Annotated in this window: 25 protein-coding genes; 11 read left to right on the top strand and 14 right to left on the bottom strand. The window is 61.6% G+C overall.

Features of this window, described 5'->3' with window-relative positions:
* Nucleotides 1-479 precede the first annotated feature (479 nt).
* The 4 genes from EKL15_RS20075 to EKL15_RS20060 all read left to right on the top strand — a co-directional run bounded on the left by EKL15_RS20075 (nucleotide 480) and on the right by EKL15_RS20060 (nucleotide 4,465).
* Nucleotides 480-1,127: a LuxR family transcriptional regulator gene (locus tag EKL15_RS20075; protein WP_038878402.1), complete on the top strand. Its 648-nt coding sequence runs from the start codon at nucleotides 480-482 to the stop codon at nucleotides 1,125-1,127.
* A gap of 139 nt (nucleotides 1,128-1,266) precedes the next feature.
* Nucleotides 1,267-2,454 carry an MFS transporter gene (locus EKL15_RS20070; protein ID WP_049235384.1) on the top strand — a complete coding sequence of 396 codons (1,188 nt, stop codon included), beginning with the start codon at nucleotides 1,267-1,269 and terminating at the stop codon, nucleotides 2,452-2,454.
* The gene (locus EKL15_RS20065) at nucleotides 2,451-3,563 is read left to right on the top strand and encodes a class II histone deacetylase (protein WP_100396022.1); all 1,113 of its coding nucleotides are present in this window, start codon (nucleotides 2,451-2,453) and stop codon (nucleotides 3,561-3,563) included. Before EKL15_RS20070 ends, EKL15_RS20065 begins: the two co-directional genes overlap by 4 nt.
* A 95-nt stretch (nucleotides 3,564-3,658) precedes the next feature.
* Nucleotides 3,659-4,465 (top strand): alpha/beta hydrolase, encoded by an 807-nt coding sequence (locus EKL15_RS20060; protein ID WP_100396021.1) that lies wholly within the window; start codon nucleotides 3,659-3,661, stop codon nucleotides 4,463-4,465.
* Between the two features lie 38 nt (nucleotides 4,466-4,503).
* Here EKL15_RS20060 and EKL15_RS20055 read toward each other — a convergent pair whose 3' ends face one another.
* From EKL15_RS20055 to EKL15_RS20045, 3 genes are all read right to left on the bottom strand, one after another.
* Complete coding sequence (locus EKL15_RS20055; protein ID WP_100396020.1) at nucleotides 4,504-4,869, bottom strand: cupin domain-containing protein; 366 nt, start codon at nucleotides 4,867-4,869, stop codon at nucleotides 4,504-4,506.
* An 18-nt stretch (nucleotides 4,870-4,887) separates the two neighbouring features.
* On the bottom strand, nucleotides 4,888-6,189 hold the full coding sequence (locus EKL15_RS20050) for an FAD-binding oxidoreductase (RefSeq protein WP_087762963.1): 1,302 nt from the start codon (nucleotides 6,187-6,189) through the stop codon (nucleotides 4,888-4,890).
* Between the two features lie 101 nt (nucleotides 6,190-6,290).
* Nucleotides 6,291-7,049 (bottom strand): LuxR C-terminal-related transcriptional regulator, encoded by a 759-nt coding sequence (locus EKL15_RS20045; RefSeq protein WP_063991506.1) that lies wholly within the window; start codon nucleotides 7,047-7,049, stop codon nucleotides 6,291-6,293.
* A gap of 229 nt (nucleotides 7,050-7,278) precedes the next feature.
* Between EKL15_RS20045 and EKL15_RS20040 the strand changes: the two genes are divergently transcribed.
* A complete protein-coding gene (locus tag EKL15_RS20040; protein ID WP_100396019.1) occupies nucleotides 7,279-8,406 on the top strand; it encodes an iron-containing alcohol dehydrogenase in 1,128 nt (375 codons plus the stop codon).
* Nucleotides 8,407-8,540: 134 nt separating this feature from the next.
* Here the strand turns inward: EKL15_RS20040 and EKL15_RS20035 are convergent, their stop codons facing one another.
* Nucleotides 8,541-9,470, bottom strand: a complete 930-nt coding sequence (locus tag EKL15_RS20035; RefSeq protein ID WP_038878382.1) for a LysR family transcriptional regulator — start codon at nucleotides 9,468-9,470, stop codon at nucleotides 8,541-8,543.
* A gap of 135 nt (nucleotides 9,471-9,605) precedes the next feature.
* Here EKL15_RS20035 and EKL15_RS20030 point away from each other — a divergent pair, with 135 nt between their 5' ends.
* From EKL15_RS20030 to EKL15_RS20015, 4 genes are all read left to right on the top strand, one after another.
* Nucleotides 9,606-10,946: an aspartate aminotransferase family protein gene (locus tag EKL15_RS20030; protein WP_087762966.1), complete on the top strand. Its 1,341-nt coding sequence runs from the start codon at nucleotides 9,606-9,608 to the stop codon at nucleotides 10,944-10,946.
* Nucleotides 10,947-10,956: 10 nt separating this feature from the next.
* Complete coding sequence (locus tag EKL15_RS20025; protein WP_203090299.1) at nucleotides 10,957-12,465, top strand: CoA-acylating methylmalonate-semialdehyde dehydrogenase; 1,509 nt, start codon at nucleotides 10,957-10,959, stop codon at nucleotides 12,463-12,465.
* Between the two features lie 127 nt (nucleotides 12,466-12,592).
* Nucleotides 12,593-13,969: an APC family permease gene (locus tag EKL15_RS20020; RefSeq protein ID WP_060440827.1), complete on the top strand. Its 1,377-nt coding sequence runs from the start codon at nucleotides 12,593-12,595 to the stop codon at nucleotides 13,967-13,969.
* A gap of 2 nt (nucleotides 13,970-13,971) precedes the next feature.
* On the top strand, nucleotides 13,972-15,081 hold the full coding sequence (locus EKL15_RS20015; protein WP_060422181.1) for a P1 family peptidase: 1,110 nt from the start codon (nucleotides 13,972-13,974) through the stop codon (nucleotides 15,079-15,081).
* 37 nt (nucleotides 15,082-15,118) lie between these two features.
* On the opposite strand, the gene EKL15_RS20010 is transcribed toward EKL15_RS20015, so the two are convergent.
* Genes EKL15_RS20010 through EKL15_RS19990 form a run of 5 tightly spaced genes read right to left on the bottom strand, consistent with a single transcriptional unit; the run spans nucleotide 15,119 to nucleotide 20,497 of the window.
* A complete protein-coding gene (locus EKL15_RS20010; protein ID WP_203090297.1) occupies nucleotides 15,119-16,369 on the bottom strand; it encodes a phospholipase D-like domain-containing protein in 1,251 nt (416 codons plus the stop codon).
* Nucleotides 16,362-17,012: a MotA/TolQ/ExbB proton channel family protein gene (locus tag EKL15_RS20005; protein WP_203090295.1), complete on the bottom strand. Its 651-nt coding sequence runs from the start codon at nucleotides 17,010-17,012 to the stop codon at nucleotides 16,362-16,364. The genes EKL15_RS20010 and EKL15_RS20005 overlap by 8 nt, the downstream gene beginning before the upstream one ends.
* Before the next feature lie 46 nt (nucleotides 17,013-17,058).
* The gene (locus EKL15_RS20000; protein WP_064291107.1) at nucleotides 17,059-19,302 is read right to left on the bottom strand and encodes a TonB-dependent receptor; all 2,244 of its coding nucleotides are present in this window, start codon (nucleotides 19,300-19,302) and stop codon (nucleotides 17,059-17,061) included.
* Nucleotides 19,303-19,341: 39 nt separating this feature from the next.
* Nucleotides 19,342-20,088 carry an energy transducer TonB gene (locus EKL15_RS19995; protein WP_203090294.1) on the bottom strand — a complete coding sequence of 249 codons (747 nt, stop codon included), beginning with the start codon at nucleotides 20,086-20,088 and terminating at the stop codon, nucleotides 19,342-19,344.
* A 1-nt stretch (nucleotide 20,089) separates the two neighbouring features.
* The gene (locus EKL15_RS19990; protein WP_038878355.1) at nucleotides 20,090-20,497 is read right to left on the bottom strand and encodes a biopolymer transporter ExbD; all 408 of its coding nucleotides are present in this window, start codon (nucleotides 20,495-20,497) and stop codon (nucleotides 20,090-20,092) included.
* Between the two features lie 529 nt (nucleotides 20,498-21,026).
* On the opposite strand from EKL15_RS19990, the gene EKL15_RS19985 reads away from it, so the two are divergent.
* Complete coding sequence (locus EKL15_RS19985) at nucleotides 21,027-21,329, top strand: hypothetical protein (RefSeq protein ID WP_004933246.1); 303 nt, start codon at nucleotides 21,027-21,029, stop codon at nucleotides 21,327-21,329.
* A gap of 50 nt (nucleotides 21,330-21,379) precedes the next feature.
* Here the strand turns inward: EKL15_RS19985 and idi are convergent, their stop codons facing one another.
* From idi to EKL15_RS19965, 4 genes are read right to left on the bottom strand one after another with little or no spacing between them, the layout of a single operon-like run.
* The gene (idi, locus tag EKL15_RS19980) at nucleotides 21,380-21,961 is read right to left on the bottom strand and encodes an isopentenyl-diphosphate Delta-isomerase (protein ID WP_203090293.1); all 582 of its coding nucleotides are present in this window, start codon (nucleotides 21,959-21,961) and stop codon (nucleotides 21,380-21,382) included.
* A gap of 42 nt (nucleotides 21,962-22,003) precedes the next feature.
* A complete protein-coding gene (locus tag EKL15_RS19975) occupies nucleotides 22,004-22,231 on the bottom strand; it encodes a non-oxidative hydroxyarylic acid decarboxylases subunit D (RefSeq protein ID WP_072265380.1) in 228 nt (75 codons plus the stop codon).
* Between the two features lie 9 nt (nucleotides 22,232-22,240).
* The gene (locus EKL15_RS19970; protein WP_084826895.1) at nucleotides 22,241-23,668 is read right to left on the bottom strand and encodes a non-oxidative hydroxyarylic acid decarboxylases subunit C; all 1,428 of its coding nucleotides are present in this window, start codon (nucleotides 23,666-23,668) and stop codon (nucleotides 22,241-22,243) included.
* Between the two features lie 2 nt (nucleotides 23,669-23,670).
* Complete coding sequence (locus EKL15_RS19965) at nucleotides 23,671-24,258, bottom strand: non-oxidative hydroxyarylic acid decarboxylases subunit B (protein ID WP_060422161.1); 588 nt, start codon at nucleotides 24,256-24,258, stop codon at nucleotides 23,671-23,673.
* 183 nt (nucleotides 24,259-24,441) lie between these two features.
* Between EKL15_RS19965 and EKL15_RS19960 the strand changes: the two genes are divergently transcribed.
* Nucleotides 24,442-24,858 carry a MarR family winged helix-turn-helix transcriptional regulator gene (locus EKL15_RS19960; RefSeq protein WP_060422158.1) on the top strand — a complete coding sequence of 139 codons (417 nt, stop codon included), beginning with the start codon at nucleotides 24,442-24,444 and terminating at the stop codon, nucleotides 24,856-24,858.
* Between the two features lie 92 nt (nucleotides 24,859-24,950).
* Here the strand turns inward: EKL15_RS19960 and EKL15_RS19955 are convergent, their stop codons facing one another.
* Nucleotides 24,951-25,871, bottom strand: a complete 921-nt coding sequence (locus tag EKL15_RS19955) for a L,D-transpeptidase family protein (protein ID WP_038878352.1) — start codon at nucleotides 25,869-25,871, stop codon at nucleotides 24,951-24,953.
* Nucleotides 25,872-26,096 lie beyond the last annotated feature (225 nt).

Raw genomic sequence — 26,096 nt, 5'->3', positions numbered from 1 at the left:
TCGTTCCCCGTATGGTCATGCGGACTGAACAACCCGACGCCTCAGCCCGAGAAAGGTCATCATTTTTTCGTCTTATACGTTTGGCGCCGCCTGGCGCTATCTTCAATTCGCAGTGTAGGAAGCGGCGGAAAAGCCTGGCTATCGTTCTTAAGAACGAGGAACGGCTCCAGTCGTGCCGGTTGTAGCACGCGCAGGGCGGCGAGGGCTTCACCCGGGCAAACATTGAAAAGCGCTGTAAATTCAGCGGGAAAAGCGGTGAATTATTTCATTAACCTATTAATGAAAATCGCGATAAATCCGAACTGAAAAGCCCTGATTAACGCAGTGTCATCTTGTTATTTATGTGTTTTATTGCAATCGGCCTCACGTTGTTAATATGTTTTTATTGTGTTGCCAAATTGCTACAACTATGCTTGTATCGTTCATATATTGACCGCCAACCTTCTCCAGATTGAATGATAAAGGGAGGAACACGAATCATGCACAGCACCGCATCCGATGCCTTTATCAACAGTTGTTTGGCGACCATCACGCACCTGATCCCGGTGTCCGCCGGGGTGTTTTATCTGGTCGATCGCGACCTGCGGCCGGATCACTACATCCTGCACGGCATGCCCGATAAAACGCATCAGCAGTATCTGAACCACTTCCAGCAGATAGATCCGCTGCAGCCGGCCAATTTCCATCGCCAGGACATCACCATGGTCGGCATGAGCCCGGCGGCGATCGCCGGCAACCGCCGCTATTACCACGACTTTATGCTGCCGAACGACATGCGCGACATGACGGAGATCTTCATCCGCCAGCGCAAGCGCATCGTCGCCGGGGTATCGCTGATCCGCGATACGCCGTTCACTGAAGTGGAGCGCGGCCGCCTGCGCGCGGTGCTGCCGCTGATCGAGCTGGCGACGCGCGATTTGCTGCCCGACGGCGAGGCGCAGCTGCTGACCGCCAAAGAGCAAGAGATCGTCAACATGGTGCGCGAAGGCGCCAGCAATAAGCGCATCGCCCTGAAGCTGGGCATTTCGCTGTCCACGGTGAAAACCCATATGCGCAATATTTTCGCCAAAACCGACGTGGTTAACCGCACCGAACTGGTCGCCGGCGGCTTTCTCGCCCACGGTTAACGCCCGATAACGGCCGCCGCTGCCGACGGCCGGAAAATAACGCCAAAACGTCTTCGCCATTTATGGCGCGGCCTCCCCCTGCCCGCAATCGGGCCGGGCGGGATATTTCATCGTCACTCAACGCTTGGGGAAAAGGTTTATGTCCAGTGATTCAGTTTCCGCGCCCGCCGTCGGCGCGGCGCTCCCCTGCCCGCCGCGGCTGCTGACCGCCATTATCGTCTTCGCCGCCATCGCGCCGGGCATTCTGATGACCGCCCCCGCCGTGGCCGCCCAGCTCGCCGCACAATGGCAGCTCGGCCCGGCGCAGATCGGCCACCTGTTCTCCACCGAACTCGGCGCCATGAGCCTGGCCACGCTGCCAGCGTGGTGGTGGATCGGGCGCATCAACTGGCGACGGGTCGCTACGCTGTCGGCGCTGGTGTTTATCGTCGGCAACCTGGCTTCGGCGCTGGTGCAGGACTTTACCCTGCTGCTGCCGCTGCGCTTTATCGCCTCGCTGGCGGGCGGCACCCTGATGATCCTGTGCATCACCTGCGCCGCCGGCACCGCCAATCCCAGCCGGGTCTATGCCTTCTGGGTGCTCGGCCAACTGGTGCTGGGCGCGGTCGGGCTGCTGGTGCTGCCGCCGCTGTTCGCGCACTTCGGCCTGATGGCGGTCTACCTGATTCTGGCGGCCATTATGCTGTGCTGCCTGCCGCTCATCCCGGCATTCCCCAACGGTTTCACCGCCGCCCGCGCCGCCCGCAGCGGCCCCGCCGCCTCACTGGCGCGCAAGCTGTGCGCCGTGCTGGCGGTGCTGACCTTTTACATCAGCCTGAGCGCGGTCTGGACCTTTATCGGCGGCATCGCCGCCGGCGCCGGGCTGTCGCCGGCCCACAGCGGCCAGGTGCTGGCCGTCGCCACCTTGCTCGGCATCGTCGGCGCGGGGGCCGCGGCGCTGATCGGCGCGCGCTTCGGCGGTGGACGCCTGATCGTGCTGGGGTACGCCCTGCTGCTGGCCAGCGTGGCGCTGCTGACGGGCCAGCCCCTGCTGCTGCGCTTCGCCCTGGCCGCTCTACTGTTCAAATTCACCTGGACCTTCGTGCTGCCGTTCATTCTGGCGCGGGTCGCCGGGTTGGATAACGACGGCAAGCTGATGAACGGCATCAACCTGGTGATCGGCGGCGGTATGGCCATCGGCCCGACGCTGGCCGGCTCTCTGATCGAATCTTTCGGCGGTTTCAACGCTTTGCTGTTCGGCGCGCTGGGCTGCGCGCTGCTGTCGCTGCTGTTGATTTCGCTGGCTTCACCGCGCGCACCGCGCCGTATAACAGGAGGAGAAAGGTGAAAAGAACAACCGGTTTCTTGTTTGATGAACGCTGTTTCTGGCACAGCACCGGCCTGCACGCCACCACCCTGCCGGTCGGCGGCTGGGTGCAACCGCCTTCGGGCGCCGGCCACGCCGAGTCGCCGGAAACCAAACGGCGCATGAAGAACCTGATGGACGTGTCCGGCCTGTCGCGCCAGCTCACCCTGCTGAGCGCCGAACCGGCGACGGAAGAAGACCTGCTGCGCATTCACCCCGCCCACTATCTGCAGCGTTTCAAACAGGTGAGCGACAGCGGCGGCGGCCTGCTGGGAGAGGAAGCGCCGCTGGGGCCGGGCAGCTATGAAATCGCCAAGCTCTCCGCCGGGCTGGCCTGCGCGGCGGTGGAAGCGGTGCTGCAGGGCGAGCTGGATAACGCCTATGCGCTGTCGCGCCCGCCGGGCCACCACTGCCTGCCGGATCAATCGATGGGCTTCTGCTTCTTGGCCAATATTCCCATCGCCATCGAGCGCGCCAAGGCTCGCCATGGCCTCGGCAAGGTGGCGGTAATCGACTGGGACGTGCACCACGGCAACGGCACCCAGCACATCTATTGGCAGCGCGGCGACGTGCTGACGCTGTCGCTGCATCAGGACGGCTGCTTCCCGGCGGGCTACTCCGGCGAACGGGATCGCGGCGAAGGCGACGGGGCGGGCTGCAACGTTAACGTGCCGATGCTGGCCGGCGCCGGCGACGACGGCTACCTGCACGCCATGCGGCGCATCATCATCCCGGCGCTGGAAAAATTCGAGCCGGAGCTGATCATCGTCGCCTGCGGCTACGATGCCAACGCCCTCGATCCGCTGGCGCGCATGCAGCTGCACAGCGACAGCTTCCGCGCCATGACCGCGCTGGTGCAGGACGCCGCCGACCGGCTGTGCGGCGGCAAGCTGGTGATGGTGCACGAAGGCGGCTATGCCGAATCCTACGTGCCGTTCTGCGGGCTGGCGGTGATGGAACAGCTGAGCGGCGTGCGCACTGAAGTGCAGGATCCGCTGCTGGCGTTCATCCAGCAACAGCAGCCGCGCGACGCCTTCAACCGCTTCCAGCGCGAAGCGCTCGACGAGCTGGCGCGCCAGTTCGGCCTGTAACCCCCTCTTTGCGGGCGCCGCACCCGGCGCCCCTGACAACCTCGCCGCCAGCCGCTACGCTGAAGGGCAACCCTACCCACCATGAGAACAATAAGATGCCCGAACAAACCGTCAGCTTTATCAAAGGCCGTCACGGCGACATCGCCGTGCACGACTGGGGAAACGACCAGCCGCGCTATCTGGCGCTGCTGATACACGGCTACGGCGAGCACCTCGGCCGTTACCAATACGTGGCGCGCACGCTGCAGGCACAGGGCGCGCGGGTGTTTGGCCCCGACCACCTCGGCCACGGCCTGTCGCAGGGCGAACGCGTGCTGATCGAAGATTATGACGCCGTGGTCGACGACGTGCAGCGCGTGGTCAGCCATTTCCGGCAGCGATACCCCACCTTGCCGCTGGTGGTGATCGGCCACTCGATGGGCGGCATGATCGCCACCCGCTACGTGCAGCGCTACGGCGAGGAGGTGCGTGCGCTGGTGCTGTCCGGCCCGCTGCTTGGCGACAGAACGGCGATCTCCGATCTGGCCGAACTGCCGACGATCCCCGACGCGCCGCTGGATACCGCCACCCTGGCGCGCGATCCGGCGGTCGGCGCGGCCTATCAGGAAGATCCGCTGGTGTGGCACGGGCCGTTCAAGCGCCCCACCCTGCGCGCCATGCAGCGGATCCTCGCCGCCATCAACGCCGGGCCGGGCTTCGGCGCACTGCCCACGCTGTGGATCCACGGCGACGACGATCGGCTGGTGCTGATGAGCGAAACGCAAACCGCGTTCGACCGACTGCGCGGCGACGATTTCGAACGGATGATCAATGCGGGCGGGCGGCACGAGAGCTTTAACGAAACCAATAAGGATCAGATCCTCAAGCGGGTGACCGATTTTATTGCGCGGGCGTTAGGCTAAGGCGTTCCCCCTCAGCGGGCCGAGGGGGCATAACGGCGTCAGCCTTCGACGATGGCGAGGTAGTGTTTGACGAAGCGATCCGAGGTGATGTCCCAGCGCACCGGGGTGCCCTTCTCGACGAACCAGGAATCGCCGGCCTGATACTGCACCGATTCGCCGGTGCGTTCGTTGGTCAGGGTCGCGCTGCCTTCCCACACCGTGGCGTGCTCGGCGAACGGATACTCCATCACGAAGCTGCCGCGGGTGCAGCTGAACACGCCGCAGTTCAGGTTGTCGGTCGGTTCGCCGAAGATGCTGGCCACGCCGACGTTTGGCGTGCCGGCGATCACCGTGGCGCCCAGGTTGCTGACGCTACCGATATCCAGCAGTTCCGGCAGCGGTTGTTTAAGCAGTAACGGTTTCATGTCATTCTCCTCTGAGGGTTAACGGCGGCCTTTCCAGTAGCCGGATGTCTGGTGCCAAACCTTACCGGCGGTGGTCATCACCCGCCGCAGCTTGTCCTTGCCGAAGATGTTGACGTGCGGGATCGAGCTCATCAGATCGTAACGATCGGATCCTTCGCTCATGCCCTCCGCCAGCACCTTGCACACGATGTGGCTCGGCGTTACGCCGAAGCCGGAGTAGCCCTGTACGTAAAACACATTGTCGCGATCCGGCAGCGTGCCGATCTGCGGGAACAGGTTGGCGCTGCAGCACAGCGGGCCACCCCAGGCCAGATCGATCTTCACGTCTTTCAGGTACGGGAACACCTTCAGCATCAGGTTGCGGTTCCAGGCCTTGAGATCCGACGGGAAATATTCGAGCAAGCGGGTGGCGCTGCCGAACAGCAGCCGGTTTTCGTTGGTCACCCGGTAATAGTCGATCACCGGGCGGATGTCGCTGTAGGCGCCGCGGATCGGGCTGATCTGGCGGATCAGATCGTCAGACAGCGGCTCGGTGGCCAGCTGGAAGGCGTAGGTATTGATGGTCTTGCGGTAGATCTGCGGCTCCATGCCGTTGAGGAAGCCGTTGCAGGCCCACAGCATCTTGTTGGCGCGCACCGAGCCCATGGCGGTGCGCACCGTGATGCGCGGCCCGTACTCCACGTTGAGCACGCTGCTGTTCTCGAAGATTTTCACCCCGTAGCCGCTCAGCGCCTTGGCCTCGCCCAGCAGCAGGTTGAGCGAATGCACGTGGCCACCGCCCATGTGTTTCAGCGCGCAGGTGTAAGCGTCGGAGCCCACCACTTGCTTCACCTCCGCGCCGGTGTAGAGCTCAATCTCCTCCTGCGGCGCTACCGCCTTGAACTCCTTCAGCCAGCCGCGCAGGGTCTTCTCCTGGCGCGCGTTGCTGCCGAGATAGCCATAGCCGAAGCAGAAGTCGGCGTCGATATCATATTTCTTGATGCGCTCGCGGATAATGCCGGCGCCGAGGTTGCTGATTTTGAAGATGGTTTCCAGCCCGGTCGGGCCAACGTGGCGCTTGATCTTCTCCAGATCATGGCCGATGCCGGCCATCACCTGGCCGCCGTTGCGCCCGGTGCCGCCGTAGCCCAGATAGCGGCCTTCGAGAATGGCGATGTTGGTGATGCCCTTCTCCGCCAGCTCCAGCGCGGTGTTGATGCCGGAGAAGCCGCCGCCGATGATCACCACGTCGACGTCCAGATCCTCTTCCAGCGTCGGGAAGCGCAGATCGTATTTTTTGGTCGCCGCGTAGTAGGTTAAGGACTCGATTTCGTTGTTCACTGCCGCACTCCCGATTGCCTATGCCATGACATCGGATTATCGGGAGCCGTGGGATCGTCCGCTATGTCCCCTTAGGGACATTTGCTACAAAAAATTAACATTCACGCGCTGCGGCGCTGCGGGGCAGTCAGCAACAGGCTGAACAGTTCGGCCTGCGAGCCGATGTTCAGCTTGCCGTAGATGTTCTTGCGGTGATTTTTTACCGTGCCGAGGCTGATGAACAGCCGGTCGGCAATCTGCTGCGAACCGCAGCCGGCGAGGATCAGATCGACGATCTCGCGCTCGCGCGGCGTCAGCAGATAACGCGCCTGCGCGCCATCGTCGTTCCCCATGTCGGCCTCGGCCGGTGCCGCCACCACTTCGCCATGCAGCCGCGCCACGCTTTTCACCAGCGTCAGCGCGCTGCGCAGATCCGCCCGCTGCGGGTAGCGCACCGCCACCGTGCGGCACGCCGAGCCGAAGAACACCCCCAGCCCGCGCTCCGGCGTCAGCTGCAGCAGCACGCCGGCCTCATCGTGCCAGCCGGTCTTGCGATAAAAATTACGGTAATAGTCACTGTGATAAAACCCGCAGGGCGCCAGCTGGCGCAGCGTGAGCACCTCGCCTTCACCGCCGTCGTTCAGCGCGCGGTAAAACGGATCCTGCAGATAGGCGCCCTGTTGGTAGATCTGGTTAACCGCATCGCTGTTTTCCCGCTCGGTTTTGATCAGGCAGCGCGGCGGCCGGCCGCGTTCGAAGGCATAGACGATGGCGTTGTCGAAGGCGAAAAACCCTTCCAGCCAATTCAACAGGCTGGGATAAAAGCGCGGGCTGGCCACCGCATCGATCACCGCAGACAAGCGTTCAACCTGAATATCCATACCCGCCTCGCCATTATTAATACATTAACAATCTACCGATTTCGGATGGGGTTAGCCGCATGGCGGCCAGTACTGTTAAAAAAAGCATCCGGCGCGCCGAAATGCAAGAACACGATCGTTTACATGTTAAACAACTCACAAGTTGCCGCAGCGGGGAAAGCGGTGGCCGCTCCGCGCCCGCTGGCTTATGCTGTGGCATCGCGCCCTGCAACGCCGTCAAGGAGACCTCATGTCCGTCAGCCACATCATCGCCAACCGCCAGACCTGGTTCGGCCACGGCAGCATCCAGCAACTGCCGCCGCTGCTGCTTGCCGATCCGCAGCCGACGCTGCTGTTCAGCTGCCGATCTTTTCTCAACGGCCCGGTGTACGCCGGCCTGCGCGAATCGCTGACGCCGCTGCTCATCGGCACCGAGATCGTCAGCCACGAGGCGTCGCCGCAGGAAATAGACGCCTGGGTGGCGCGCTGGCGCGGCCAGGCACGGCGCGTGGTGGCCATCGGCGGCGGCAGCGTGCTGGATGCCGCCAAGGCGTTCTCCGCACTGGTGGAGCATCCGCTGCCGACGCTGCGCTATATGGAAAAAGTGGGCGACAGCAAAATCAGCGGCGCCACCCTGCCGCTGATCGCCATTCCTACCACCGCCGGCACCGGCAGCGAGGTGACGCAGAACGCGGTGATCACCGACACCCAGGTCAGCAAAGTGAAGGCCTCGCTGCGCCACAATAACTTCGTGCCGCACACCGCCATTCTCGATCCCCAGCTGCTGGCCGACGCGCCGGACAAGGTGCTGGCCTACTGCGCCATCGACGCCTTCACCCACCTGTTCGAGGCCTATCTGTCGAAAACCGCCGGCGCCATGACGCGCGACATGTCGCTGAGCGGCATCCGCCACTTCCTTGCGGCCTGGCCGGCGCTCAACCGCAGCGACGCGGCGCGCGAAGCGATTATGCAAGCTTCGTACCTTGGGGGGCTGACGCTGAGCGCCGCCGGGCTGGGGGTGATCCACGGCATCGCCGGCGAGATCGGCGCGCTGCGCGACTACCACCACGGCCAGGTCTGCGGCCGCCTGCTGCTGCCGTTCCTTGCCCTGTTGGAAAGCAGCGAACAGCCGCAGCAACGCGCGCTGATGGCCGAGCTGGCCGCGCGCCTGTACCCGCACTGGCAGGGCAGCCCGGAGAGCTACCTGACCGATTTCATCACCCGCCACGCCATCGCGCCGTTCTGGCAGGACGATTTGCCGATTTCCGGCCAGGAACTGGCGGTGGCGCTGGAGAAATCCAACAGCAAGAATTCCTGGATCGACTATGCGCCGGCACAGCGGCAACGGATGATCGAAGAGGCGTTTCGCGTCGAATGATTATATAATCAGATCAACGCACTAGCAGGAGTAAGGAAATGGGCATCATCGGCTGGATCTTCGCCGGCATCGCGGTCGGCATCCTGGTCGGCGCGCTGATCAGAATCTTCGGCAAGAAGAAAGAGCAGTAAGCGTCACGCTGTTCCGTGGGCCGCCAGCAGGCACTCATGGAACAGCTTCACCACCCGCTGCGGCACCGGCGAGCGGCGCAGCACGCTGGAGTATTCGCAGTGATAGCGGAACAGCGCCGGTTTGATCGCCCGCATCATATTCTGCGCCACGAAAAACGCCGCGTAGTGATCCGGCAAAAAGCCGACGTATTTGCCGGACAGGATCAGCGTGGCGATCGACTCCTGCGCGAACCCCGTCGCCTTGCGATGCAAATGTTGCTGCAGGCTCAGTTCCATATTCGGCGAATGGTAGCCTAATCCGGCGAAGGCATAATTGTGCAGCAGATCCCAATTTAATGTTTCATGGGGGGCGGAAAATAATTCATGCTGCGCGCCGCAATATAAGAACATCCTCTCACTGAATAACGAATGATAAGATAAACTTTCCGCGCTGCGGTGCATGGGAATAACGCCAACCTGAAATTGTCCGTCAATGACGCCGCGTTCAATGGTATTAATCGGCTCCACGTACATTTGCAAAGAAACCTCCGGCGCACGCTCGCTGAATAATGCGATGGCCCGGCCGATCTGCGCCTGCGGATTGCTGACCGTATGATCGAATATCGCCACGTGCAGCTGCCCGCCCATGCGCTGGTGCACCTCGTCTACCCCGCGCCGGAACGCCTCGGTGGCCGCCAGCAGGTTGACCGTTTCCTGGTAGATAAGCAGCCCCTCGTCGGTGACCGCAAAGCCCTCGCGCCCGCGCTGGCACAGCGTCAGGCCCAGCCGCTGCTCCAGATCCTTGATGTGCTTGCTGATGGTCGACAGGCTGATATTCAGCTCCAGTTCGGCGGCGCTCATGCCGCCGCAGTCGACCACGGCCTTGAATACCCGCAGCAAACGCAGATCCATATCCGACAATTGCCCTAACAGCGCGCGCTTTTTTACTTGCATAAAACCTTAAGTAAGTTTCGACATATGATTATTCACAGTAGAGAACAAGCGGTACATAGTCAATTTCGCACAACAATTCGTTAACAACTCGATTTATTTCATTAATCGCTCTTATTTTCCTGTTCGGAGGAAAACATGGCCGCTGAAAATCACCCGCTAAATAGTCTCGATGCCGAAGGGTTAGAGGCCCATTGGATGCCTTTTACCGGTAACCGTAATTTTAAAGCGCAGCCGCGCATCATTACTCAAGCCGCGGGGGCGTATTACACCAGCCATGACGGCAGAAAGATTTTCGACGGCCTGTCCGGGTTATGGTGTTGCGGATTGGGGCACGGCCGGCAGGAAATCACCGACGCCGCCCAGCGCCAGCTGGCGACGCTGGATTACTCGCCGGCGTTTCAGTTCGGCCACCCGCTGTCGTTCGAACTGGCCAACAAGATCAAGGCACTGACGCCGGCGGGGCTGGATTACGTGTTCTTCACCGGCTCCGGATCGGAAGCGGCGGACACCTCGCTGAAAATGGCGCGCGCTTACTGGCGCGCCAAAGGCCAGGCGGGCAAAACCTGCTTTATCGGCCGGGAAAAGGGCTATCACGGCGTTAACTTCGGCGGTATCTCGGTCGGCGGCATCGCCGGCAACCGCAAGACGTTCGGCGCCGGCGCCGAAGCGGACCACCTGCCGCACACCCTGCTGGCCGGCAACGCCTTTTCGCGCGGCATGCCGCAACAGGGGGCAGAGCTGGCGGAAGCGCTCAACCGCATCATCGCGCTGCGCGACGCCTCAACGATCGCCGCGGTGATCGTCGAACCCTTCTCCGGCTCCGCCGGGGTGATCGTGCCGCCGGTCGGCTACCTGCAGCGCCTGCGCGAAATCTGTACCCAGCATGACATCCTGCTGATCTTCGACGAAGTGATCACCGCCTTCGGCCGCTGCGGCGCGATGACCGGCGCCGAGGCGTTCGGCGTCACGCCGGACATCATGAACATCGCCAAACAGGTGACCAACGGCGCGCAGCCGATGGGCGCGGTGGTGGTGCGGCCGGAGATCTACCACACCTTCATGAACGGTGGCGAGCCGGACTACCAGCTCGAATTCCCGCACGGCTACACCTACTCCGCCCACCCGGTCAGCTGCGCGGTCGCGCTGGCGACGCTGGACATCCTGCAGCGCGAACAGATGGTGGAGCGCGTACAGGCGCTGGCGCCCTACTTCGAGCGCGCGGTACACAGCCTGCAAGGAGCCAAACACGTCGCCGACATTCGCAACATCGGCCTGGCGGCCGGCATTACGCTGGCGGCGCGGCCGGGCGAACCGGCGCGGCGCCCCTTCGAGGCGGCGATGCGCTGCTGGGAAAGCGGATTTTACGTGCGCTACGGCGGCGACACCCTGCAGCTGGCGCCGCCGTTCATCAGCAGCGAAGCGCAGATCGATGCGCTGATCAACGCCGTGGGCGACGCCCTCAACGCCACCGAATAAGGAGAGAACCATGACCATTACCCATTGGATCAACGGCGAGCCCGCCGCCGGCGGCGAACGCAGCCAGCCGGTTTACGACCCGGCCACCGGCCAATCGGCGCAGGAGGTGCAGCTGGCCGACCGCGCCACGGTGGAGCGCGCCATCGCCGCCGCCGAACAGGCCTATCCCGCCTGGCGCGACACCCCGCCGCTGAAGCGCGCGCGCATCATGATGAAGCTCAAGGATCTGCTGGAGCAGCACGCCAACGCCATCTGCCAACTGATCACCGCCGAGCACGGCAAGGTGCTCAGCGACGCCCTGGGCGAACTGCAGCGCGGCATCGAGAATATCGAATACGCCGGCTATGTGCCGGAACTGCTGAAGGGCGAACACAGCAAAGAGGCCGGCCCGGGCATCGACAGCTGGAGCGAGTTTCAACCGCTGGGGGTGGTGGCAGGCATCACGCCGTTCAACTTCCCGGCGATGGTGCCGCTGTGGATGTGGCCAATGGCGGTGGCGTGCGGCAACACTTTCGTGCTGAAGCCTTCCGAGCGCGTGCCTTCCGCCGCGCTGTATATCGCACGGCTGGCGGCGGAAGCCGGGCTGCCGCCCGGGGTGCTCAACGTGGTCAACGGCGATCGCGAAGCGGTGGAGACGCTGCTGCATGACGGGCGCGTCAAAGCGATCAGCTTCGTCGGTTCGACGCCGGTGGCGGAACACATCTATCACACCGGCTGTGGGCAGAACAAACGGGTGCAGGCGTTGGGCGGCGCCAAGAACCACGCGGTGGTGCTGCCGGACGCCGATATCCCCGGCGCGGTCGGCGCGCTGATGGGCGCCGCCTTCGGCTCCTGCGGCCAGCGTTGCATGGCCATCCCGCTGGTGGTGGCGGTGGGCGACAGCACCGCCGAAGCGCTGATCGCCGGGCTGCGGCAACAGATGGCCGCCATGCGCGTCGGCCCCGGCAGCGACAACCGCAACGACATGGGGCCGCTGGTGACCCAACAGCATTATCAGAAGGTAAAAGGTTATATCGATCAGGGCGTAGCCGAAGGCGCCGAGCTGCTGGTGGACGGCCGCGAGTTGAGCGTGATCGGCGCAGACGGCCGCCCCAGCCAGGGGTATTTCCTCGGCCCGACGCTGTTCGATCGCGTGACGCCCGGCATGCGCATCTATCAGGAGGAGATCTTCGGCCCGGTGCTCGGCGTGGTGCGCGCGGCGTCGCTGCCGGAGGCGATGGCCTTGATCGACGCCCACGAATACGGCAACGGCACCTGTCTGTTTACCCGCGACGGCGAAGCGGCGCGCTATTTCTCCAGCCGCATTCAGGTCGGCATGGTGGGGATCAACGTGGCGCTGCCGGTGCCGGTGGCCTACCACTCGTTCGGCGGCTGGAAGCGCTCGCTGTTCGGCGATCTGCACGCCTACGGCCCGGACGCCGTCAGGTTCTACACCAAACGCAAGACCGTGACCCAGCGCTGGCCGGCCTCCGGCGATGCCCGGCGCGCCAGCTTCAGCTTCCCGTCGGGACAGGGGTAACACATAAGAACAATAAACTTCCGGGGAGCAACGCTCCCCGGCATTTCCGCGCGCTCCATTTGATTCCTGCGTACAGCCTGTGCAGCAAAACAATAATTCACTCACACGTTAATGGAGTCGTTATCCCATGAAAGAGTCCGCCCCTGAACACACCTTCAAAGGCAATCTCAGCGTCCTCGACGTGGTGATGATCACCGCGTCCGGCGTGACGCCGGCCAGCTCCATCTTCGTCATCGCCCCGCTGGCGATCGCCAGCGCCGGCAGCGGCGCCTTTCTGTCGTTTCTGATCGCCGCCTGCGTCGCCGCCGCCATCGCGCTGTGCTATGCCGAGCTCGGCGCCGCACACCCCAGCGCCGGCGGTGAGTACAGCATCATCAAGCGCCTGTTCGGTACCCTGTGCGGGTTGCAGACCTATCTGTTTATCCTCAGCGCCTCACTGTTCGTGCCGGCGGTGCTGGCCACCGGCGCGGTGCCCTACCTGAACACCGCGCTGGGCACCCAGTTCGACGCCTCGACCGCCGGCATGCTCACCGTGCTGGTCGGCGGCATCTGCGCCATTTTCAACATCAAGGCCAACGCCCTGCTGACCGGCGCCTTCCTGGTGGTGGAAGTGGCGGTGCTGGCGCTGATCGCCTGGCTCGGCTTCAGCCACCCGCATCAGAGCACGGAGATCCTCACCGCGCCGGTGATGCTGGACGCGCAGGGCAGCCTGGCGCCGGTGTCGCTGCCGCTGATCGTCGCCATGGTCGGGGTCGCGCTGTTCTCCTACAACGGCTACGGCGCGGCGGTGTACATGGCGGAAGACATGCGCGAACAGGGCAGGCCGATGGCGATCGCGATCATGCTGACGCTGGTCATCGTGGTGCTGGTGGAGCTGGTGCCGTTCACCGCCCTGCTGATCGGTTCGCCGTCGCTGACCGAGATGGCCAAACAGGCCGATCCGGTCGGCTATGTGGTCACCCAGCTCGGCGGCCCGACGCTGGCGCGGGTGGTAAGCGGCGCGATTTATCTGTCGGTGTTCAACGCCATCATCGCCATCGTGGCGCAGTTCAGCCGCATGATGTTCGCCAGCGGGCGCGACGGCTTCTGGCTGCCGACGTTTAACCGGGCGCTGAAAATCATCCACCCGCGCTTCGGCACTCCCTGGATCGCCACCCTGCTGTTCGGCGTGCCGTCGGCGCTGCTGGCGTTTTGCTCCGATCTCGAATCGCTGACCTCGTTCACCGTGATCCTGCTGCTGCTGGTGTACATCATCATGGCGGTGGCGGCGCTGATCAGCCGCCGTCGCCGCCACTTCCACCACCCGTACCTGATGCCGCTGTGGCCGCTGCCGGTGGTGGTGGCGCTGCTGTGCTGCCTGTACGTGCTGTGGACGATTTTGATCGCCAGCAGCCTGAAAGACTTTATTATCATTGCCGGCATTATCGGCTTCGGGCTGGCGCTGAACCATCTGCGCGGCCGCCAGACGGCGCCCCTCGCCGCCCCCTCAATAGAAGGAGAATAACCATGACGCAGCGCGCTCAGGATCTGGGCATCATCATCGGACAGGGCACGCCCGGCCCGCTGAACGCCATCACCGACGTGCCCGGCGTGCGCGTTGGCCATGCCAGCATTCATGCCGATTTGGCGGACGGGCGCAGCGTGCGCACCGGCGTGACGGTGATCGAACCGCGCCCCGGCTCCGCCCGCCACGCCCCCTGCTTTGCCGGCGTGCACGTGCTGAACGGCAACGGCGACGCCACCGGCCTGGAATGGGTGCGCGAAGCGGGCCTGCTGACCAGCCCGATCGCCTTCACCAACACCCACAGCGTGGGCGTGGTGCGCGATGCGCTGATCGCGCTGGAGCGTGAAACGCTGCCCGCGGGTGACAACGCGGTGTATTGGAATATGCCGGTGGTGATGGAAACCTTCGACGGCCTGCTCAACGACATCAACGGCTTTCACGTCAAGGCCGAGCACGTGCGCCAGGCGCAGCAGGCGGCCCGGGGCGGCTTGCCGCAGGAAGGCGCGGTCGGCGGCGGCAGCGGCATGATCTGCCATGAATTCAAAGGCGGCAGCGGCACCGCGTCGCGCCGCTTGCCCGCCGATCAGGGCGGCTGGACGGTGGGCGCCATCGTGCAGGCCAACCACGGCAAGCGCGAGTCGCTGCTGGTCGGCGGTTACCCGGTAGGCCGGCATCTGGGGCATCTCCCCTCGCCGTTCACGCCGCAGTTGCCGCATCCCGGCATGGGCTCCATCGTGGTGGCGCTGGCGACCGACGCGCCGCTGCTGCCGCACCAGTGTGCGCGGCTGGCGCAGCGCGCCAGCATCGGCATCGCCCGCACCGGCGGCGGCACCGAGGACTCGAGCGGCGACATTTTCATCGCCTTCGCCACCGGCAACGACGGCCTGCCGCCCGCCGACTACGCCAACAAAGGCGCCTTCACCACGCCGCTGCGCATGGTGAACAACGACTACATTTCGGCGCTGTTCGCCGCAGCGGCGGAAGCGGTGGAGGAAGCGATCGTGAATGCGTTGCTGGCGGCCAATACCGTCAGCGGCAACGGCCACCGGGCGGAAGGGTTGAGCGCCGAGCAGCTGGTGACGGCGCTGGAGCAGGCCGGCTGGCGTCGGTAAAAAAACACAGGGCGCGGGGTTAACCGCGCCCTGCTTATCAGGATTCGCCGCCCGGCTTGGGCGTCGGGTAGTCGTAATCCAGCCGCAGCGGTTCGGCGTAGACGCTGTTCCACAGCTGTTGGTACAGCTTGTCCAACCGCCCGCTCATCGCCGCACTGTGCATCACCAGCTCCAGATTGCGCGAGTTGTCCAGATAGCCGCCGGTCCAGTTGCTGGTGCCCACCCAGGCAATCTCATCGTCGATGGTCATCAGCTTACTGTGGATCACGCGGGCAAACGGAATGAAGCCGCTGCTGGCCGGTGGTATGGTCACCACTTTGATCTGCACGTTCGGCACCAGCGCCAGGCTCTTCAGCCAGGCGATATCCGGCTTTTTGGTGTTCCAGTTGGCCACCATCAGCTCGATCTGCACCCCGCGCGCCGCCGCGCTGCGCAGCGCGTTGTCGATCACCGCATAAAAGGGGCGGCTGCGTTCCGGGCCGAACGACAGCGGCGCGTAGTCCATCACCTGCACCCGCACCCGCCGCTTGGCGCCGGCCAGCAAGCGCGGCAGCTCGGCCTGCGAGTCAATCACCCCCGCCGGGTTGTAGGCGCGCGGGCTGGCCACCAGATAGTTGCCTTGCGTCGGCGCCGTCGTCGGCGAATCGGGCAGCGGCGGCACCGGCTTATCCTGCGCCAGCAGCGCCTGCGCCTGCCAATCCTGCTCGAAGATCGCCTGGATCTGCCCCACCACCTTGGCGTCGCTGATGCGCAGCCCGGTTTCGTGAATATGCTCCAGCGCGCGCCAGTCGAAGTTCTGGCTGCCGACGAACGCCTGCTCGCCGTCCACCAGCAGATATTTGGCGTGCAGGATGCCGCCGCTCAGCTTCTGGTAAGGAATGATGCGCAGCTCCAGATTGGGGATCGCCTTCAGCTGTTCCAGCGTCTCGGCGGTAGAAATGCGAATGCCCTTATCTTCCACCAAAAAGCGGATTTTCACCCCGCGTTCGCCGGCCGCCTTCAGGTGCTGCAGCACGCCATCCAGCAGCGAACCGTCCTGATTCGCCACGTAGAACTGCCCCAAATCGATGCGGGTTTTCGCCGCGTCGAACATCTCGCGCCACACCTCGGCAGTGTTGCGCAGGTCGTCGGCCTGCAGCGCGGTTTCCACCGGTGCGGTGTACACCAGCTCATAGCCGGGAATCGCAAAACGCGCCGCAGCGCTCTGGCTCAACATCAACAAACAACCGCCCCACAATGCCGTATAAAGGCGGCCAAGCGGCCGCCGTACTGGATGGCCATTAGGCATAGCGCGGCGCTCCGCTGTCAACCCATTGTTCGCCGCTGCCGCTCTCCGGGCGGCTGGCCGGTTGGCCGGCGCGGATCAGCAGCACCTTCAGCAGTTCGTTGATGCGCTCCATGCGGCTCTGCAGGAAGTTGTTGGCCACCAGGCACAGCAGCGCGATGGCGATGCCGAGGCCGGTGGCGTACAGCGCGGTGCCCATCCCGGCCGACACCAGGCTCGGCTCGGACACCCCCGAGGCGGCCAGCGCCTTGAAGGTTTCGATGATCCCCATCACGGTGCCGAGCAGCCCCAGCAGCGGCGCGGCGGTGACCACGGTTTCCAGCAGCCACAGGCCGCGCGCCATCGGTGGCTTGCTCAGCAGGTACTGGGCGTCGATCAGATCGCCGATCGCCTCGCGGTCGCCGGCGCGGTGCTTCTGCGCCAATACCGGCGCGAGCACCGCCATCGGCAGGCTGTTACGCTGGGTCAGCTCGTCCGGCAGATCGGCGGCGCGGCGTACGTCCGGCGTCAGCGCCTGCTCCAGCCGGCGCGCCTGGCGCTGGGTATAGGCGAAGTACAGCGTGCGTTCGATGATGATCACCAGCGCGATTGCCAGCGCGGCGTACATCACGTAGAAAATAATGTCGTGCAACAGATTGGCGTCCATACAGGGCTCCTCTTCCCCGCCGCCCGGCAGGCGGCGGGGTATTCAGTTAAAAGGTGGCTTCCAGCGAGACGCTGAAGGTGCGTTCTTCGCCGACGTTGTAATACGGCGTGCTGGCTTTCACGCCGCCGTAAGGTGCCGCGTTGAAGGTGGTGGTGCGCACCGAGGTCAGGTATTCCTTGTCAAACAGGTTGCTGATGCCAAAGCGCAGCGCAGCGCTTTTGACGATTTTCTTGTCCACCGGCAGATGCACCCCCGCCGCCAGATCGAACACCGTGCGGCCGCCGATCTTCTCGTCGTTGGTCAGATCGCCGTAGAACGAACTGACGTACTTGCCGCTGACGCTGCCGTAATACAGCCCGTCGTCATAACCCAGCGTCATGTTCAGCAGATTTTTCGGCACGTTCGGCACCTCTTTGCCGGAGGTCGGCAGCGGCAGCCCGCCGTTGCTGACAATGTCGCTCTTCTGCTTCGACTCGGTGTAGGTATAAGAGGTGTAGTAGTTGAAGTTATGCGGCAGTTGGCCGCTCCACTCCAGCTCCAGCCCTTTGTTCTCCACGTTGCCGATGTTCATCATCTCGTAGTCGCCGGCCGAGTTGGTGGTGGAGATTTGGCGATCGCTGTAGCGCATGTAAAACAGCGTGGCGCTCAGCAGCATGTCTTCCTGCTGGAAACGCCAACCCAGTTCGTGGTTCCAGCTCAGTTCCGGCTTGGTGCTGAGCGAGTCGCCGACGTTGTACAGCACGTAGTTTGGCGGTGTGCGCATGTTGCGCGTCAGGTTGTAGAACACCTGGTTTTCCTGATTCACCTTATAGCTGGCGCTGAAGTTCGGCAGGAATTCATGATAGGTGGCTTTGCGCTTCTCCGGCACGTTGTACAGGCTGCCGCGGTTGTCCCCTTTGCGCTCCACGTACTGATAGGCCAGGCCGCCGACGAAGGTCCAGTCCGGCGTGGCGAACCAGGTGTCCTGCAGCCACACCTTCTGCGCCGGAGTGATGGTGTACTGGTTGCGCCCCTGAACGGTGTTGCCGTTGGCGTCCTTCACCTGATCGGAGCCGCCCGGCTGGCCCCAAATCTGCGACGGGTTGCCGTCGCCCTTGATGCTGATGAACGGCTGAGTCTGCAGCTGACGTGCGCGCTCATACCAGTAGCCGACGTCCAGGCTGTGCTGCTCGTTGATGTCCCACTTCAGCTTGGTGGTGATGCCCGGCCGCCAGGTTTGGGTCCACGACGGGCGGTAGTAGGTGTTGGATTTCAGGTTGCTGAGATCGTACTGCCCGGCCTTGCTGGAGGTGTTGGACAACACCGACGCCGTCTGGCCGTTGAAGCTGCCGCCGTTGCCCCAGTAGTAATACGGCTGCAGGGTCAGCGACAGGTTATCGCGCAGCTGCAGCTTCTGGGTGAACGACAACGTGAAGTTTTCGAACGGGTTGCGTTCAATCTTGTAATACTTGTTCAACTGCCCTTTGTTGTTGTACTCCGGCGTGGTGACGTAGTCGGTGTCACGGCCGTCGTTTTGGAACTGCGCCTTGCTCAGAGTGTTGTAGTTGGTGTTGTTCTGGCGGTTGTACTTCATCACCAGATTGCTGCTGTTGCCGTTGCCGTCTTCATACAGCGAGTTCATCTCGAACTTGTCGGAGTACAGTCGCCCTTCGCCGCGCCACTTCTTCGCTTCGGTGTGTGAATAGGAGAGCCAGTTGCTGAAGCCGTTGTACTCGCCGGTGTCCAGGCGGGCGAAGGTTTTGCTCAGGCTGTTGCTGCCCAGCGTCTGCTTGACGAAACCGCCGAAGTCTTTCGCCGGGCGGCGCGTCACCAGGCCGATGTTGCCGCCGCTGGAGCCGATGTGCGGGCCGTCCGCTTCGGAAGACCCCTGGGTGACGAACACCTCCTCCAGGTTTTCCGCATCGCCGAGCAGGTTCGGGTATACCGCGTAGTTGCCGGAGTCGTTGATCGGAATGCCGTCCATCGACAGGCCGATCTGATCCGAGTTCATGCCGCGCATGGTGTAGTCCACGCCGCTCAGGCCGCTGGCGTCGTTGCTGTTGACGTTCAGGCCCGGCGTGTATTTCAGCTTGTCGATGGCGTTGGCCGCCGACGGCATTTTGTCCATCGCCTCTTTGGTGACGGTAGAACGCGCCTTGGCGCTGTCATCCTGCACCATCATGCCGCCGCCGAGCGACTGCCCCTTGACGCTGATGGTGCCGACATCGGTGGCGTCGGCCGCCAGCGCGGCGCCCGGCAGCATCGCCGACATCACCGCCAGATAGATCCCAGAACGATTAAACGATTTCATTGTGTGCATCCCATAAAAATCAAACGATTAACCCTTGCGCTAAGGCGCCTGATAATTGAACGTTGCGGTAAATCTTTTGGTTGTTTGCCCGGCGAACGCCTCGCTCGGGAACGGCTTCACTGAACTGATGCTTTGCAGGCTGCTCATCGCCGCGCGGTTCAGCAGCATGCTGGCGGCTTTGTTGGCGATGCCGGAAGAGAGCACCCGCCCGCTGCGATCGACCTCCAGCCACACTTCGACGTTGCCCTGCGGGCGCTCGAGCGAGGCCTGGCGCCCGCTCGGATAGCGCTTGCGCTGTTCCAGCTCGCGGCGCAAGGCCAGCAGATAGCCGTTTTCAATCGCCTGCGCGTTCACCTTCGGCGCCGCCGGGGCGGCCGGTGCGGGCTGCGCCGCCGGTTTGCTCACCAGCGCGCGCGGGGCGGCAGGCGCCGGCGTCGCTTTAGGCTTCTCTACCGGTTTGGCTTTCTCCTTCACCGGTTTGGGTTTGGGCTTCGGCTGCGGTTTCGGCATCGGCTTGGCTTCCACGATCGGTTCCGGCGCCGGTACGACCGGTTCGGGGATCGGCTCCGGCTCGGGCGGCGGCGGTTCGGGCTGGGGTTCCGGCGGCGTTTCCGGTTGGGGTTCCGGCGCCGGTTCAGGCTCCACCAGCGCCAGTTCGATGGCGGTTTCGTCGTAGCGCGGCTGGATCTTCAGCGCCGCCTGCTGGCTGGCGAATAGCAGGCAACCGGCGACAATCAGCGCCGGCAGCCAGCTGAAAAGATGACGTGAGCGATAGAGCAGATACATGTCACAGCTTCCGTGTCGCGATGGAGACGGAGAGGAAACCGCCCTGGCGCAGGTTGTCCATGACCGCCACCAGCCGCTCGACCGCCACGCCCTTGTCGCTGTTGACGATGATGGTGGTGGTCTGGTTGGCCTGCTGCTGTTGCTTCAGCGTGTTGACCAACGCGTCGAGCGCAATCGGCTGGCCATCCAGCTGCAGCTGCTCGTCGGCCCCCAGCGTGACGATCGCTTTTTTCTGCGGTTTCAGCTGCTGCGCGCTGCCGGCAGACGGCAGCTGCGTTTTCAGCCCGAGCGCCGGAATGACGTTCAGGCTGATCAAGACGAAAAACACCAATAAAAACATCATCACGTCGATCATCGGGATCAGCTCGATGTGCGCTTTATTCTTTTTCGGTTCGTTCCAGTTACGCATGACACTCCCTCCCAAAAGCGAAGCAGCCAATATAGGAGGGGTTTGTTTACCTTTTGTTACGCTTGTGTGATCTTATTTTCACAGTGTGGATTTTTTGCGAGAATTCTTTCAATGACGGGAGGCGAGCACGGAGATATAACCCATTAATTAGCTATAGTTTTTAATGGAATAATCACAGGGCGGACGCACTCGCCTAACGGGTAGCAGAGCCTGAAATGTGAAAATAGTGACAGCCACAGCGGGCCCACGGCAACGACAAGAAGAAATCGCCTCAGCCCGTCCGCAATAAGGGCATGATGGGGTTTCCAGTGATATCGCCTTTTTTAACCAAGAATATTCTCAACCCCTGTCATAAAAATATCGACAGAAAATAAATATTCGCATATATAACCAAACAATATTCCTCATTGGATATATTATTGCCAACAGATTATCAGCTGTTATATTTTTAAAGTGGAATAGCGCCACAGCGTTATTCTCGGTATTAATTAACCCCACTAAGTCACCCTTTTATTTATAAGGATTGTATATGAAAGTACTTAGTCAATATGAAGAGCAGTACGTTAGCGGTGGCGATCTGAACGCGGCCTGGGATGGGTTGCTGGACGGCGCCATGACCGGCGCGCTGATTGCAGGCAAATCCGCAGGGGCCGGCGGCTTTATTGCCGGCGCCGTCGGCCAACTGGTCGGTACCATCATCGGCGGCGTCGCAGGCGGTGTGGGGCTGGGGCTGTATGGCCTGACCCATACGCAGCAGGAAGTGGCGGACTACGCAAAACATTTCCGCGAAACTATCGGCTCCACCTCGACCTCGGTCGGCGGCAGCCTGTAAGCACGAATAGATAGTCACCCCCGCGGTGGCTATTTATTTTATTGCCGCCCTCACCCTACGCCGCCCGCTGAACGCTTGATCATTATCGCATCCCGATATTCTTTCAAACCTGCGGCTATCGCGTCGGTATTTAATTGCGAAACCATCCACGGGCTGAAACCAAAAGGCGTTAATTTTACCGCCGCCATTAAATGATTGAGCTCGACCCAGGCATAATCCGCGACCTCATCCGGATTGCGATGGAGCGCGCCTTTTATTTGCGCGGCAAATACCGGGCAAACTTCATTTTCCATTACGCCGGACGCATCGGTAGCCTGATAGCTGAAAGCTTCGCTCAGCAACATTATCTGCTCCACCTCCGTGCCCAGTTCAACCTGGGCACGGCGCATCACCGCCTGTGCCAGCGCCTCTTGCGGCAGGGGATGGCCGCAAAAGGAATTGGTCCAAACCCCCGGCCAGGCGGTTTTACTCAACGCACGTCTTGTGGCCAGCACGTTGCCCTCTGGGGTAAAGAGATAGCATGAAAAGGCCAAATGCAGCGGCGTATGATGCGTGTGCACCTGATTTTTCGGCATCGTTCCGCAAGGCTGCCAGGCGGCATCGAGCAAAACGACGTCTTCGTTATTCATCATAGCGATTTCCATCAAAAGACGGGCTCTTGCCCGTCTTTGGGTTCATTTCGTCAAAAGAGGAGGAATGGCCGGCACTTCCGGCGCATTATCGATATCCTGCTGAGTCATGCGAAACTCAGGCGGATAATGCTCCCGTTCCGTTCTGCGGGCGGGTTCGGTATTCCGCCAGGTATAAAGACAGTGCTGGCACTGGTATACCGTCCATACGCCCTTGACCGGTGAATGCGCCATGACGTCTATCTGTTTATCGGCACAACGAGGACAAATCATAGGAGCTCCTTAAGGACGGTTAGCCAACATGGCGGTTAATTTATCCACCCACAGGGCGGTCTCAGGTAAATCCTTGACCGGCTGACTGTAGTGGCCACGCGCATCCGGAGCCACCGGCGTTGTCGCGTCGATGATCAACTTGTCGGTAATCCCCGCGGGGCTGGAGCCGGGATCCAGTTCCAGCACGGACATGTTCGGCAATTGCACCAGATCGCCGGCCGGATTGACCTTGGCGGACAGCGCCCACATGACCTGCGGCAGATTGAAGGGATCGACATCCTCATCGACCATGATCACCATTTTCACATAGCCCAATCCGTGCGGCGTGGTCATTGCCCGCATCCCCACCGCGCGCGCGAAGCCGCCGTAACGCTTTTTGGTGGAAATGATGACGAGCAGCCCGTGGGTATACATCGCATTGACCGCCTGCACTTCCGGAAACTCGGCTTTCAGCTGCTGATACAACGGCACGCAGGTGGCCGGCCCCATCAGATAGTCGATTTCTGTCCAGGGCATGCCCAGATACAGGGATTCAAAAATCGGCCGTGTTCGGTAAGAAACCTTATCGATACGCACCACCGTCATGTTGCGGCCGCCGGAATAATGGCCCGTAAATTCGCCGAACGGGCCTTCAATCTCGCGCTTGCGGCCTTCAATCACCCCTTCGATGATCACTTCAGACCCCCACGGCACATCGAAGCCGGTCAAAGGGGCCGTCGCTATCGGATAGGGGCTTTCGCGCAGGGCGCCGGCCATCTCATACTCCGACTGATCGTATTTCAACGGCGTCGCCCCCATCAGCGTAATGATGGGATCGTTGCCCAGCGTAATGGCAATCGGCAGATCCTCTCCGCGTTCTTCGGCTTTATGCAGATGCAGCGCGATGTCGTGCATCGGCACCGGTTGCAAACCCAGCTTGCGTTTGCCCTTCACCTCCATACGGTAAATGCCGACGTTTTGCTTGCCGAAATGAGCGGGATCTTCAGGATCACGGGAAACGACGCAGGCCTTATCCAGGTAAAAACCGCCGTCGCCGTCGTTTAGGCGAAACAACGGCAGGATTTCAAACAGATTAATCTCCTCGCCGTTGACCTCATTCTGCGCCCAGGGCGGATTATCGCGGCGCTCTGCAGAGACAGGGAAATGATCCCAGCGGCGAATATACTCATCGATTTGCTGTTTCACCGGCGTGGTCGGCGGCAGGCCCAGCGCGATGGCGTGATTCTGCCATGAGCCGAGGGTGTTCATCACCACATGCGCATGTTCAAAGCCTTTAATGTTCCTGAATGCAATGGCGGGGGCGCCCTCACCGATTCTTCCGGTGGCGTTGGCCGCCGCGGCGATATCCGGTTCCGCCTGAACCTCCTCGGCAATGTCGAGTAATTGCCCGGCCTTATCCAATGCCGCCAAATAACTTCGAAGATCGTCATAAGCCATATTTAACCCTCCTGACTGTAAACCTCTTTTTTTAATCCAGCCCAGCGTTTTGCCCGGCTGTAATCAAGGCCAAACTGGTCCAGAACCCGTGCGACAATATGATCGGTGACGTCATCAATATGAGTGGGATGGTTATAATAAGCGGGCATCGGGGGGACCAATGAAACGCCCAGCTTCGAGAGCGCCAGCATATTTTCCAGATGGATGGCGCTCAGCGGCGTTTCCCTTGGAACCAACACCAGCTTCCGCCCTTCTTTAATCATGACATCCGCCGCTCGGCCAATAAGCCCCTCGGCATAACCCGCGCGAATTCCCGCCAACGTTTTCATGCTGCAGGGAATAATGATCATGCCATCCATGCGAAATGAACCCGAGGAGATCGTGGCGGCCTGGTCGGCCGCACTGTGTGTGACATCAGCCATCGCCATCACGTCACGTACGCTGTGCTTTGTTTCAAGTTCAATGGTCTTTTTGGCCCACCGGCTCAAGATCAAATGCGTCTCTATACCTTCGATATCTTTCAGGGCCTGGAGAAGCGCCGTACCGAGCGGTGCCCCGGTAGCGCCCGTCATCGCGATCGTTAATCTCATGCCTACCTCGACAAAGTTCGTATACGAACAATATGCCAAATCTAGTCCTGGGATCGAGATAAAACAAGCGGGCAAGATGTAACCGTTCGTAAACGAACGACCTGCCAGGGCAAGTATCTCTCAGCGGTCAGTTTTGTTATATTGATATTATTGCTCGCTTTTTTCCTCTTAAGGAATAAACGTATGAACAGAACGCTGGCCAATACTTTTTTCCATCTCATCCGCGAGTTGCTTCAGGATCATAGTTCTCAATGGCAGAAATCGCTCCCTGAACTCAGTAAACAGCAATATTCCATTCTGGCCACCGTTTCAGAAACTCCGGGTATTGAGCAAGTCGAGTTAATGGAGGCGGCAATCAGCAGTAAAGCCGCGCTGGCTGAATTACTCAGCCGAATGGAAGGGAAAGGTCTGTTAAAGCGTGAAGCAGGCGAGCAGGACAAGCGCCGCCGATTTATTTACCTGACGCCTGCGGGACAGGCGCTGTTCGAAGCCAGCCGCCCAATCGCCGACGCGATTGATAACAGGTACCTTGAACGGGTCAATAAAGAGCAATATGAGTCGGCGCTTTTCGCTTTACAGACGATGGTGGGAAAAAAATAAATTAACCCTCTCGGCAGAGATAAAGATTCAACAGCCATAAAAAAAGACGCCCGCAGGCGTCTTTTTATCGCGTTCACTGAAGCCCGAGGCGATCAGTTCACTTTCACCGGCATACCGGAACGGGCCTTGATCGCCGCGTCCACTTCGCTCTGGTTGACGCCGGCGTCCATCAGCACTTTGCCGACCGGCGCGGAAATGGTCAGCGGCACCGGATCTTTCGATTGCAGCTGCTCTTCGTTGGCCGACAGCGGGTTGTGCACTTCCACGTAGCGCGAGCCGTCCGGCTCGACGGTGGCTTTCATCGGTTCGTTGATGAACTGCACGCGGGTGCCGACCGGCACTTTCTCGAACAGGTACTTGATGTCGTCGGCGCGCAGACGCACGCAGCCGTGGCTCACGCGCAGGCCGATGCCGAAGTTGGCGTTGGTGCCGTGAATGGCATACAGGCGGCCAACATACAGCGCATACAGCCCCATCGGGTTATCCGGGCCGGCCGGGAACACCGCAGGCAGGATTTCACCGTCGGCCGCATATTCGGCGCGCATCTTGGCGGTCGGCGTCCAGGTCGGGCCGTCTTTCTTGCGCTGTACGGTAGTGGTCCAGTTCAGCGGGGTGTCTTTACCCAGCTGGCCGATACCGATCGGCAGCACCACCACGGTGTTGGACCCTTTCGGGTAGTAGTACAGACGCATCTCGGCGCTGTTGATGATGATGCCTTCACGCGGCGCGTCCGGCAGGATCAGCTGCTGCGGGATGGTCAGGGTGCTGCCGGCCTTCGGCAGGAACGGATCCACGCCCGGGTTGGCCTCCAGCATGTTGCTCAGCCCCATCTGATACTGGGCGGCGAAGCTTTCCAGCGGCAGTTTGCTGTCTTCCGGTACGGTGATTTGGATATTCTCGCCCACCAAACGGCTGTCTTTTGGCGGCAGCGGGTAGACGACGGCGAAGGCAGCCTGGCTGAATGCAACCAGTGCCGTAAACAGGGTTAATAACGCGCGAATGCTCATTTTCATCTTCGTGTTGGTCAAGGCCACTGGCGATTATGGGTATCGGTTTCTACGGCCACTTTACCCCGTTGCATTTCAGCCGGCAGCCAACGGCGCTGCGGCCTGAAAAACCAGGGGGGATTTGACCGGATGCGCATTATATGTGCACATCAATCAAAGTGTGAACCATTACCGATGTAATATCGCAATTTTTTGTAACCTGACGCGCCACGAAGGCGATTTTTTGCGAGA

It is taken from the genome of Serratia sp. 4542 (assembly GCF_016805595.1).
Taxonomy (GTDB): domain Bacteria; phylum Pseudomonadota; class Gammaproteobacteria; order Enterobacterales; family Enterobacteriaceae; genus Serratia; species Serratia nevei.
The sequence above is the reverse complement of the archived record's forward strand: the minus strand, read 5'-3'. Positions and strand labels throughout refer to the sequence as shown.